At 37.2% G+C, this 11,749-nt stretch carries 8 protein-coding genes; all 8 read right to left on the reverse strand.

The features are described 5' to 3' along the window. Nucleotides 1-28: 28 nt before the first annotated feature. The 8 genes from FSB73_RS21815 to FSB73_RS21850 all read right to left on the reverse strand — a co-directional run bounded on the left by FSB73_RS21815 (nt 29) and on the right by FSB73_RS21850 (nt 11,738). Nucleotides 29-1,255 (reverse strand): delta-aminolevulinic acid dehydratase, encoded by a 1,227-nt coding sequence (locus tag FSB73_RS21815; RefSeq protein WP_146787233.1) that lies wholly within the window; start codon nt 1,253-1,255, stop codon nt 29-31. Further along, complete coding sequence (locus tag FSB73_RS21820) at nt 1,242-2,537, reverse strand: phenylacetate--CoA ligase family protein (protein WP_146787236.1); 1,296 nt, start codon at nt 2,535-2,537, stop codon at nt 1,242-1,244. The genes FSB73_RS21815 and FSB73_RS21820 overlap by 14 nt, the downstream gene beginning before the upstream one ends. Nucleotides 2,538-2,543: 6 nt before the next feature. After that, nucleotides 2,544-3,875, reverse strand: a complete 1,332-nt coding sequence (locus FSB73_RS21825) for a glycosyltransferase (RefSeq protein WP_146787239.1) — start codon at nt 3,873-3,875, stop codon at nt 2,544-2,546. Between the two features lie 89 nt (nt 3,876-3,964). Further along, the gene (locus FSB73_RS21830; RefSeq protein WP_146787242.1) at nt 3,965-6,307 is read right to left on the reverse strand and encodes a GumC family protein; all 2,343 of its coding nucleotides are present in this window, start codon (nt 6,305-6,307) and stop codon (nt 3,965-3,967) included. 137 nt (nt 6,308-6,444) lie between these two features. Further along, the gene (locus FSB73_RS21835) at nt 6,445-7,134 is read right to left on the reverse strand and encodes a polysaccharide biosynthesis/export family protein (protein WP_146787245.1); all 690 of its coding nucleotides are present in this window, start codon (nt 7,132-7,134) and stop codon (nt 6,445-6,447) included. A gap of 403 nt (nt 7,135-7,537) precedes the next feature. Further along, nucleotides 7,538-8,623 carry an exopolysaccharide biosynthesis polyprenyl glycosylphosphotransferase gene (locus FSB73_RS21840; RefSeq protein WP_146787248.1) on the reverse strand — a complete coding sequence of 362 codons (1,086 nt, stop codon included), beginning with the start codon at nt 8,621-8,623 and terminating at the stop codon, nt 7,538-7,540. 50 nt (nt 8,624-8,673) lie between these two features. Further along, nucleotides 8,674-9,453, reverse strand: coding sequence for a hypothetical protein (locus FSB73_RS21845; protein WP_146787251.1), 780 nt, complete (start codon nt 9,451-9,453; stop codon nt 8,674-8,676). Nucleotides 9,454-10,955: 1,502 nt separating this feature from the next. Beyond that, nucleotides 10,956-11,738, reverse strand: a complete 783-nt coding sequence (locus FSB73_RS21850; RefSeq protein ID WP_146787254.1) for a polysaccharide lyase — start codon at nt 11,736-11,738, stop codon at nt 10,956-10,958. Nucleotides 11,739-11,749 lie beyond the last annotated feature (11 nt).

Below are 11,749 nucleotides of genomic sequence, written 5' to 3' on the forward strand. Positions count from 1 at the left end.
CCTACTAATTTTGAGAATTATCAAAAATCTAATACGCATTCTTTTCAAAAAATAATTTTTGGCTTTTTTGATTGTTAGGGCCGGTCTCAGAACACAAAAGGTATTCGGACAAAGCATAGAACATCCAGGCTTGTGCCCAGCGCATATAGGGGATTTTATTGCTAAAATATTTCCTACGCTGATAATAAAAAAAGCCTTCTTTGTCCTGCATATTAATTATAGTCCATTTTAAAACTTTATCAATCAAGGCCTTTTTACTATGAAACATACCTAGCTTCGATAAGGTAATCATAAGCTGGGCAACACAATGGATATCGATCGGATAGAGTTGATTATCAAAATACTTTGGCACTCCTTCCGCTGTAAAAAAGTTATCCAAATAATAGGTGGCCCCCTTTTGGATTACATCACTGAAACAATCCTCACCAGTATCCAACTGAAAGGACATCAATGCCTCCAAATTAAACCCTGTATGGAAGTTATCTACCCACTTGTGAAATGAAAGCGTTCCATAAGCCCAGGAGCCGTCTTCGTTTTGGGCAGCAGCGCAATAACGAATCGAGGATTTTGCGGTTTTAAAGAGTTTAGTATTGCCTGTATATTTATACACTCGTCCCAATAACTTACTACCTAAAAGGGAGGCATTAAAAACCTGCGTAGCGTCTTTTGGAGAATATGAAAAACAAAAATCCCCATTACTATTATAGGTCCTGTTCAGATCGCTAATGATAAAATTGCTGCTGTCGATCGCTGCATCTAAATAAGCGTTTTGCCCTGTAACTTCGTAGGCATCCATTAAAGCATTCGCAATAAAGCAAGTAGCCACAACAGTTGGCGTATTTTTCTCCTGAAAGAAAGCTCTTGCCTGCCAGGCAAAATTATATCCCCAACAAGACCCTGAAAAGCCCTCTGATCTAAGTGATAGTAAAGCCTCCGCCAGGAAATTGATATTTTCAAGTGTATCGCTACTGGGATCTATCTTATAAAGATTACAATATCCACTTAAAAATAAACCTAATCCCTTGGGATTTAAGCCCTTCTCCACGTTGGCGATAGAACGAAAATTAATCGGACTTCTCTTAAAAAACTGTATCCAAAACAGCCTCGCCGTTCTATTGTTTGCTAAAAAGGGTATTTTAGAAAAAAGAGTACTATTCAGTCCGTCATAAGGATCCCAACCTTTAAATCGCTCTCTTTCACAATAGGTTTTTAATTTTAAAAAGCTCGCCATTATAACATCATTACTGCTTATCATGATTATAATTTTTATTGAGAGAATTAATGACCATTCTATATTTACCAGCGCGTGTCTTAATAATTTTTTCCTCTGTAACCAAATGTAGTTTGATAGCAACCTGGTCACCCACCAACAAATGCATTCTTTTTAAGACTTCTCTATTGTCAAAATGGGGGTTATCAGAGACGATATTTATAATAATATATTCAGCGTGGTCTTGTAAAACCTGGGCGAATAAAACATCATCAACTCCCTTAAACACTTTACTTACCCTTCCTATTTTCGTTCCATCTGGCAAATGAATATAATCATCTTCGCGCCCCTGGATTTTTTCAATTTTAGCAGTGGCTGGCACTTTTTTGCAACTTTTCTCCCTCAAATCTGGTGAACTTAGTTTAATTACATCATTGACCTTGTAGCGGATTAAAGGAAAGGAATCATTAAATAAGCTAGTCGTTAACATATGACTATCATACACCTCGTTGATAGAATAACCTGGTGCAAAATGATAGGCACCATCCGGGCACTGTTCTATTGCCACAGTACGTTCAGCATTACCATACCAGTCATATACATCCGCTCCCAGAAAATTTTTTATTTTTTCCCTTTGAAAGCTATAAAGTGTTTCTGAGGAGGTAATAGCGACCGGTATATTTAAATTGATATTAATTCTGCACAGTTCATTGGACAACATTTCCAAAGAACTCGGGTAACCTGAAATAAATTTTGGATTAAAATCGAGTAACAATTTGATATACTTATATATATTATCTTTATTAATATTATAACTAGACAAATAAAGTATATTGCTATGCTTATCAAATCTGAAGAGTTGATCCCGGTTTAAATCACCTCTGATCATCACCATCTTATCGCCTTGATAGACATGATGCATATTTCTAAAATGCCATCTATAGGCATTTTCGGTAATAATGGACTCAAAGGAACGGTAAACCGTTAAGGAGGTTCCACAGGTTCCGCTGGTACAGCCCTTCAGCATATAAAAAGCTGGTCCTGTTAAAATATCTTTTTTAAAACGCCGAACCATATTTTTATCCACTTCAGGAAGGAGTCCAATATCATCCATGGACTGTACACTTTTAATATTCACACCATACTCACCATAGTGCTTCTTATAAAAAGGACTATGCTGGCAGGCATGATTAAATATTTTTAAAAACCTTTTGTTCTCATATTCCCGCAACTCTTTGACATCCATTTCATGGAAAGCACGGATTTCTCTTATTTTTCGATCCAATAAAAAATTATGCCTAGCCTTATACCTTATATAATCCAGCATTATAGGTTAATTTAAAAGATTAGAATAAATAAATTTCAGTTTTACTAGTACATTTTGTATATCAAACTTTTGCACTAATTCTTTGGATGCGGCTCCCATTAGAGATGCATCTGTGGGATGCAATAAAAAATGCCTAATAGCGCTTCGAACCCCACCCTTTTGTTCGCCACGGATTAAAAACCCATTAATACCATTTAGAACCATATCGTAGTTACTGCCCTTAGCTGTTGCAATGATAGGCAGCCCATAATTCATTGCTTCTAAATATCTGGTACGCCCTCTACCGTCCCCTGCGGGCATTAAACAAATATTCGCCATTTTAAATAGGCTGGATTTTAAACTAGGTGTACTGCAGTCTACGTAGCTCACCAGATCTTCAAGATGTTTTTGATGAATGACCTCCCAAATACATTTCTTCCCTAAATCAGTTGTAAATTCAGTTGTATAATCAGTTGAATTTGTGATCGTAGTATAAGTCTTATTATCAAAGGATTGCTGATACTTAAGTCGCTTTTGCTGCGCTTCCTTAAAACCATTACCTGGCTGCAACCCTGCAATTAAAAGCTTTATTTTACCCTGGAATAGGCCTCTATTTTCTTCCATCACACTTAGTAAATCTAAGAGCTGTTTTTGTAGGTAATTTTGGGCACTTTTTAATTGATCATCCTCCCCTGGTCCTTTATTTGACATTTCTGATGCCCAACCACCAAAATATAATAAGTGAATCAGGCCACGATCCATACAGTGATCTACTTTATCCTGCTGTAGTTCAATACCTTCAGAGACGATAAACACCAGTTTACATTTTAATTTGCCCTTAAAAAAAGCAAGATCTTCCTCTGAGGGGCATAGCACCTTATCGGTCAGAAAAAATAATCGCCTGATCACCGCTTTACCAAATGCGCCCCTTGCCGCATAGCAAGGCGAAAAACCATCACCATTAATATGATAAACAAATTTCTTATTAAACACAATCCTTATTAGTATGCACAGCAGGTACTTGCCAAAGAATTCACATGTCCAATACCGCCTTTTATGATCTCTTTGATAAGGTTCCGGGATTTCATCCAAAAAATGGACTATTTTAATTTCCGGATCTGCCAGTAAATAATAAAATAGTTTGACAGCCCCAATGAAATATCCCCATAAGGATAAGAGTATACCCACCTCTTGCTTTAAACAGGCGACATATTTAAAGGGGTATATATGTCTGGCATAATCATCCAAAACGTGGCTTACCCCTTCCTTGCTTGACATTCCAGGGTTGCATTCCATCTGCGCTAACTTATCCTTAGTTTTAAAGGCAGGACCAATAAATAAAATTTGATTAAAACACATTTCTATTTTAATTATAGCGTTGCTAATCAGTTATAATATGCAAAATGCCACTCTCCTATAACACTTATCAGAAGTCTTAATACTCGTGGTTAGTTTTCAAAATACCCATAGCCTTTTTTACTGTTATAATAACCTTGATAATATTTGCCTTTTTTGCGATTTAGATCATTTACCACCAGGTTCAGGTTTGGAAATTTTTCTTGCTGATACATCTCCTGAATCCGCTTTAAAACGTCCTTATAGGTTGTGCCTAACCGGACCAAAAACAAGGTCAGATCTGCATATTTGGATAACAACCGCGCATCCGTTACGATGCAGGGCGCTGAATCAATCAGGATATAATCAAAATTCTCCTTCAGGTAGTCAAAAAGATCTTTAGTCTTATCTGTAATGAGTAATTCTGAGGGATTCGACGGAATTGCCCCACTTGGAATAAAAGAAAGATTGGGTTTATCTGCTACCGGATATATAATCTCATGTATGCTGGCATCCCCCGTTGCATAATGACTAAACCCTTTTTCATACTGCAGATTTAACCTTTCTGCCAATTTTGGCTTTCTCAGATCTAAATCAATAATCACCACCTTTTTCCCGGAAAAGGCCAGCATAGCACTTAGATTTAGCGCCACATACGACTTTCCTTCATTAGGCATGCAGGAAGTACACAAGATTACCTTTTGAGACGAGTCAGGTAACAGGTAGTTCAAATCTGTCCTTAGTAACCTGAACTGCTCCGCTACTGCATCCCTGGAACTATGCGTTACCACGAAACCACTATCCAAAAGCTTTCCATTATGCAATATTTCAGCCAGAACAGGCGTCTGGGTATTACTTTCAATCTCTTCTTTGGTTTCGATCTTTAAATTCGTCAGGCTCTTAAAAAATGAAATCACAAATGGAATCATCAACCCCAGCAAAAATGCAAAAGAAATGACCAGTTTCTTGTTGGGCGCTATGGGCTTGGCAGCTACATGACCAGGTGCAATAATACGGGCATTGGACACTGTAGAAGATTTAGCAATCAAGGATTCTTCTCTTTTTTGTAGTAAAAACAAAAAGAGTTCCTGTTTTATGGATTGCTGGCGGCTATATTCCATGACCGTGCGTTCCTGGGCCGGTACTTTGCGAATCTTACTATTTAATGTGCCCTCATTTTGCTGCATACTGGAAATACCCGCTTCCAAAGAATTTTTAATTGAATTAAGCCCCGAAAGCATATCACTTCTAAGGCTTCTTATCTGATTATCAAGGTTCTTTACAACCGGATGGTCAGCTGTGGCGCTCAGCAGGGCTCTTTCTTTTTGCAGTAATAATTTATTATAACTATCTATAATGGTATTTAGATTCCCGTCATTAATTGTCAAAGAGGCCGGAATCACACGATCATTCCCATTTTGGGACATATAGCCAATTAGGGAGTTCGTAATGCTCAACTGTACCTGCTGCGTTGCCAAATCCTTTGCATTAGCACCTGCATTACTAATCAGTGATTGAGATTGGCTAGGCAAATCGGCCAAGTCATTACTTTGTTTAAAATGCTGAATATTTCCTTCAATGGAATCAAGTTCTGCACCGACGGTCACCAGGCGGTTATTGATAAATTCAATGGAGCTATCAGCAATGCGGTTGTTATCAACTATATTTGAAAGTTGGTATCTGTGAATCAGTCCATTTATAATATCAATTCCTTGTTGTGGAATCGTTGTATTTAAGGATAGATTAATGATGCCGGTCTGTTTATCAGAAATGTCTGCATTGATATTTTCTTTGTAGCTATCCGCAACAGCATTGATACTAGCCACAGCCATTTTTATGCTTCGAGCTGGGTCCCAGCTACTCATGGCCTGATTTTTTACTAAAGTAACCTTACCAATAGGCAATTGGATAGGTTCATCCCACGAGCCTTTCCATATATGGTCAGCTGAGCTAATCTCAAATCCACTGGTGCTAATTATGTGAAACTCATACCTAAGTTGCTTTGGATCAAGATTATCCGTCGTAAATCCCTCTATAGAAATCTTAAAAGGCAAGGACTCCTTATAAAGCGGCTCGCTTTTAAAGTCTTTATAGGTGCTAAAACTCAAATTTAACTGTAAATCAGTGACCACTTGATGAATCAATGGATAACTGACAAGTATTTCTCTTTCATTATCTACAGTACTGGATCTTGGATACAGCCCCAGACTTTCTAATGAACCAATACCATTATTTTGCGGGGCAGGAGATTTTCCATCATTGTCCTTAATAAGGACGGTCGCCATGGCCTTATAGGTTGGACTGGTTACATACAGATAAATGACAGCCAGCACGACCATAAGTATTGCTGAGAGAACAGCGTAAAGCCAGTTAGCTCTAATGCGCTGGATGACTTTGGTAAAATCAAATTTAGACTCCTTTATAGGGACTAATCGATCTAAAGTATTAGTATGCATATTCAAAAGAAATTAGACATGATAAATTGGATAAAAACACAAAAAACACATTGTTAGCACTGCAAATAGCTGCATTTCAGATAATTACCAGGGCTTTAATTTGAAAAAGCTACAACGCACCTGGTGAATTCATTAATTTACATCCTGCTAATCACAATTAATATTACCGACAGAATGGATCCCGCTATTGCGTAGGTTTTGGTAGCCCGCATATCTGTGGAAGCGGCCTTTGATTTAGAAGGCTCTACATAAATAACATCCCCTTGCCTTAGATAAAAATAAGGCGAACTAAGCATCTCGGTGTTATTCAAATTAAACCTTGCTACCTTTTTCTGGACCCCGTTTTCCGTACGCATCAAAATTACATTGTCTCTTTTCCCATAAATAGTCATATCACCCGCAAGCCCAAGCGCATCTAGTACACTCGCCTTTTCACCGGAAATAACATAGGAACCAGGATGAGTCACCTCCCCTAGCACATTCACCGTAAAATTGGCCAGCCGAACATTTACCACCGGATGCTTTAAGATCTTTAAAGCAGCAAGCTGTACGGAATCTTTTATTGCTTCCGTTGTTTCCCCTGCTACATGGAAACGACCAAGTACGGGCAGCTCAATATCTCCTTTTTTATCTACCAGATACCCGCTCAGCCTTTTAGGGGCATTTAAAACATCAGATTTTATCGCAGAATTATCTTCCTGATCCACATTAAAGGCTTCATTGGTCCCAGGATCAATTGTTGAAATCACCACTTGAAGAATATCATCTGGCTGGATGGTTAATGGATGATAAACCGCAGTGGCAATATTTTGCCCTTGTGTATACATGCTATTATTATCCCCAGATCCTTAAAATAACTAACCTGTTTATAGCTGGAACAAGAAAAGAGGCAAACAAGTGTTATAGCGCAGATTCCTGCGCTGACTTTTGAAAAAGTCTGTTTGCCTCTACTTTGCTCCTTGCAGCAAGAGAAGATATTCAAAATCGGCCTCATAAGTAAGCTAAATTTTGAGTTGTAGCCACCAGAGAAGTGGCGGAGGGGTTCAAAAAAATTGCAGTTAGTTTTGATACCCTTAGAAAGTTTTAGATAACGTCTCTTATCCATAAAAATTAAGTTTGAAAGCAATTAGTTAATCAGAAAAAAACACAGCGTGAGTTCCCACTCAATAAAAATCATAAAATGCGATCAATCAATGACATATATACAAAAGCAGCTATTAACTCATTGATCTAATACGCGTTATCTTCTCCACGAAGTATATTCCAAACAGTTAAAAAGATAATCTTCAAATCGAGGGTCAAAGACCAATTCTCTATATACCAAACGTCATGGAGTACACGTTCCTCTATCGCCTCAACCGTTCTGGTCTCCCCTCTACAGCCATTTACCTGCGCCCAACCTGTAATCCCGGGCTTTGCAAAATGACGAACCATATATGTATCCACTTCTTTACTAAATTTATCTGTATGAGACAGCATATGTGGCCGAGGCCCTACAACAGTCATATTCCCTAATAATACATTGACAAATTGCGGCAGTTCATCAAGACTCGTGCGGCGTAAAAAACCGCCAAGTTTGGTGAGCCGAATATCATCTTTCACTGCCTGACAATCCTCTCCAACTCCTTTGACCGTTCGCATACTGCGAAATTTATACACTTTAAAAGGTTTGTTATTAATTCCGGAACGGTCTTGCTTGAAAAAAATCGGGCCTTTAGATTCTAATTTTATCAAAAGTCCAATGATGGGAATCAGCCAGCTAAGGATAAACACGATTACAAAAAGGGAAAAGAAGAAATCAAATACACGTTTAATAATAAGATTACTGTCAACCGTCAAAGGCTCTTGCCTAATAGAAAGTATGGGTACTGTCCCCATGTAATTGATCGTAGAGCGCCTTCTCAGTACCTGGTAAAAATCAGGAAGAAATTTAATACGGATCATGTGACTATCGGCCTGCTTAATTAAATACCTGGCAATCTTTTCTTCCATATTTTGCATGGAACAATAGATCTCATCTATTTGCATCTTCCCAAAGTATTTAACGCAGTCCAGTATGGGTCCACGGATAACCTTATTCCAGGCCGTGGTATTAAAAGCGTTCTTTTGAGCAGATATTAATTGACTAGTCGGCAGGAAATCTTCTGTCAATCTCCCAGCTTCAACAGGACTAGCAGGCACTTTCCCAGCAGAGGCATAAGGACTATTTGACAATAATGCTTCTTCACCTATTTTTCTGCCCGCTTCTACCCGTGCCTCTACTCCTATTGCTACACCAGAATCGTTACTTTCTGAAACAGCATATTGCCTAGGCACAGTTCCCACAGCATTAAATACGCTAAATTCCGCGCCATACTCAGGCGTATCTACGTAAGTATCCCCTTTAGCTCAGATATATTTTGAAATGAATTAGATGCTGGATTAGCTTCTGGATTATCTGAAGGTCTGGTGGCATTCACCTCAACAGCCGCCTCTTTCGTTTTATTCGTTTCGTCCCCATTTTGTTCAAAGTCACCAGGTTTGCCATACCCATCATAGAAAAACCCACATAACCTTAAATCGCACTGGTTCTCCTCTATATAACTTTCCAAAAGCTCGCAGCTGGAGCTATCCCCTATTATAAATATATTTTTCTTTTTACGGATCTTGTCTTTAAAGTTTTTTCTAATACTTAATAAAGTCAATCGATTGATTGCCAAAGTACCGCCATAGCAAGTATAAAACAGGCAAACAAAATAAAAAAACAGTGAGATATTATTAAACCCATCCAGCAAAATCAGAATAAAAAACCAGGAACAAATCCCAAAAATAAAAAACACTTTTGCTAAGGTCCTGAAGATATCCACTGTATCAATTAATAATAAATCTTTATAAATCCCTCTTAAATAACTTAAAAACACCCAAAGTAGGGAGGCGTAAATCATACCAGACAAATAGGTATCGGAAAATATCATCTCCTTCTCTAGCAGTAGCCAACCAGAAACAAAAAAACAAATATTTAATAAAATAAGATCCAGCAATAACATGACAATTTTCCCATATCCCAACATACTGGTAAATAGTCGCTCCATCCCTATACCAGGGACAATTGCCGGAGAAAAGCCGAAGCTTGTAGATTGTTCAATATTGTTTATTCCTATACTCATAGCAGATTCCTCTTTGATAAAAACAGCTCAATGACTGTAGTGATACAATAAGGGTATCTTGGTCTTGATACCCGGATTAACTACCCAATTACTTCTGTTTCAATTATATTATCCTTTCCGCTTTCTCAGGGCGGGTTAGAGGATTAGTTTTGGTTGCGGCCTCACCGGTTAGTCTAAGATCTACCGGTTTATATTAGTTTTGTTCTATTTACTCCTTTGGTATTAAATGAATCTAAATAAGTTTCATTTAATGTATTCAATTTTAAGTTTGGCTTATAATCCATTTATAATCCAATTAATACCCCATCATCTTTACGCTAAATCCGACTCAGAAAAAAATCAAGTTGGTTAATTAAATCACTCATAACATGAATCGAGAACAATAAGCAGAACAGTTACCGATCACTTTATTTTCATGATTAATTAAAATTCATCCGTTCTATTTAAAAAGCTTTTCTCACAAACCAAAACCACCACTTTTTATCAACAAACCCCATAAGCTAAAAACACATCCATTGTAAAATCGCACCATTTTCAAATCTTCCCGTTTTGTTTTTTTGTTTCTAATTTAGAAACAAAAAAAGCAGCCTTAAAATCAATACCCCTTTTTTGGGGTAAAGATTTACTAATTCATAAGGATCATTACCATCCTTAAAGTCTAGCATAATTCAATAGTAGTTCACACAATCCTTATCAACAAACACGTCTAATTAAAAATTAGTTTCAAATTTCCATTAATACCTACCGTTACTACGGTTACACTATTGCCTTTACTTCCCCGAGTGATTTAATTTAACTTAATAAGATACCTATTTTAAGGGGCCAAAAGTAAAACGGAGCCATAAAACGCATTACATGCACAGTACACTATTAAGCTAAAATTAAATCAACTACGAGTATGGTTGGTTGTCTTGTCTCGCATTTCAATAATTTATATTTAAAGAGAATTTAATTTTAAATGCTCAAAACTTAAATTACAACGTCATTAGGGAAGTCGCTTTTAAGTTGCTTTTAAATGGTATGAACTATATTTTCGCACACTATGTATTACAACTAGAAATCCCTAAAATACTCCACTAAAATTACTCCACTAAAAAAAACCTCTTGATACGTGCAATTACCTGTTTGGTTTGAATCATTTTATTAGGCGTCCTATTTATCTCATGAACAATATTTACGAATCTGTCTGCAAATATTTTTGTGAATATGTCTGCAAATAACATTGGGGCACATTTAAGCATATTATTAGTTTTTATTTTTTCTATTATCGCCCCCGTTTGTCAGAGCAAATATAAGGCAGGTTTTAATACTAAACAAGTTTTTTTTCATTTTTATTCAATTTATTTTTCACTTAGGACAATTTAAATCATCTAATCGCAAAAAAAGATCATAAACCACTATTAATCAACAAAATCAAAAATGCTTAAATGACTAGGATAGACCGTACCCTTGGAGATTAGATCTATCCCATTTATATTAAATAGGACATAAAACAATAGACACTATTTATCGCCCAAAAAATCATTTATTGTCGCCTTATTGTCTCCCAATTTTACGTCTCCAAAATATAAAGTGCGCTTATTTACCTTGGTGTTTTGAGGCTTCATCCACTCCCACTTATAGATACCGAATTTAAAATAGGGACCGAGTTTGTCATTATAATAATTGGGGCCTTTTCTAGAATAAATTTTGGCGCCGTCTTTCCAGACTTCTAACAGGCCATCATTATTGTACGAGAATTTAATATGAAAGATCCACTGTGTCCATTTCTCAGTAATTGTCTTGCCAAAAGGTATTGATGACTTACCTGTGAAGCTACCCGTTAAGCTATTATTATCATTCACCGGCTGAGAAGCCCAACGTGTTTCTAAGTGCCACTCCCCTTTTTGAATCATCAGGTCAACTGCCGGAGAGCGGTAATTTTCCCCTAAGTCAAAATCAGGAGTACCATGCCATTGTGCAACGATTTCAGGTAAAGAATCATATACAAATGAGGCTGGAAGCCAGATATTAAATGCGTACCATCTTTCAACAGGCAAAGTTTTCTCTGCCTTAAAAAAGACTTCCGCTCTTTTACCGTTTTCAACCGTTTTATCTGTTTTACTTAAGGTAAAACAGATAGAGGGCCTGCCATTAAAAGGGACAAATCTAGACAGCTGCACAGATTCCGCTGTTGCGGCCTGTATCCCGCTATTTTTATCATAGAGTCTATAGTTAGTGACCTGTGCTTGGGCAGCGCTATAAACCTGCGTAAAAAACACCAATATCAATATCCACTTAAGCATAAGTAACAAAT

It is taken from the genome of Arachidicoccus ginsenosidivorans (genome assembly GCF_007971385.1).
In the GTDB taxonomy this organism is placed as follows: Bacteria; Bacteroidota; Bacteroidia; order Chitinophagales; family Chitinophagaceae; genus Arachidicoccus; species Arachidicoccus ginsenosidivorans.

Coding starts and splice junctions, on each gene's coding strand:
- FSB73_RS21815 (WP_146787233.1), bottom strand. CDS start 1,255: ATGATAAGCAGTAATGATGTTATAATGGCGAGCTTTTTAAAATTAAAA.
- FSB73_RS21820 (WP_146787236.1), bottom strand. CDS start 2,537: ATGCTGGATTATATAAGGTATAAGGCTAGGCATAATTTTTTATTGGAT.
- FSB73_RS21825 (WP_146787239.1), bottom strand. CDS start 3,875: ATGTGTTTTAATCAAATTTTATTTATTGGTCCTGCCTTTAAAACTAAG.
- FSB73_RS21830 (WP_146787242.1), bottom strand. CDS start 6,307: ATGCATACTAATACTTTAGATCGATTAGTCCCTATAAAGGAGTCTAAA.
- FSB73_RS21835 (WP_146787245.1), bottom strand. CDS start 7,134: ATGTATACACAAGGGCAAAATATTGCCACTGCGGTTTATCATCCATTA.
- FSB73_RS21845 (WP_146787251.1), bottom strand. CDS start 9,453: ATGAGTATAGGAATAAACAATATTGAACAATCTACAAGCTTCGGCTTT.
- FSB73_RS21850 (WP_146787254.1), bottom strand. CDS start 11,738: ATGCTTAAGTGGATATTGATATTGGTGTTTTTTACGCAGGTTTATAGC.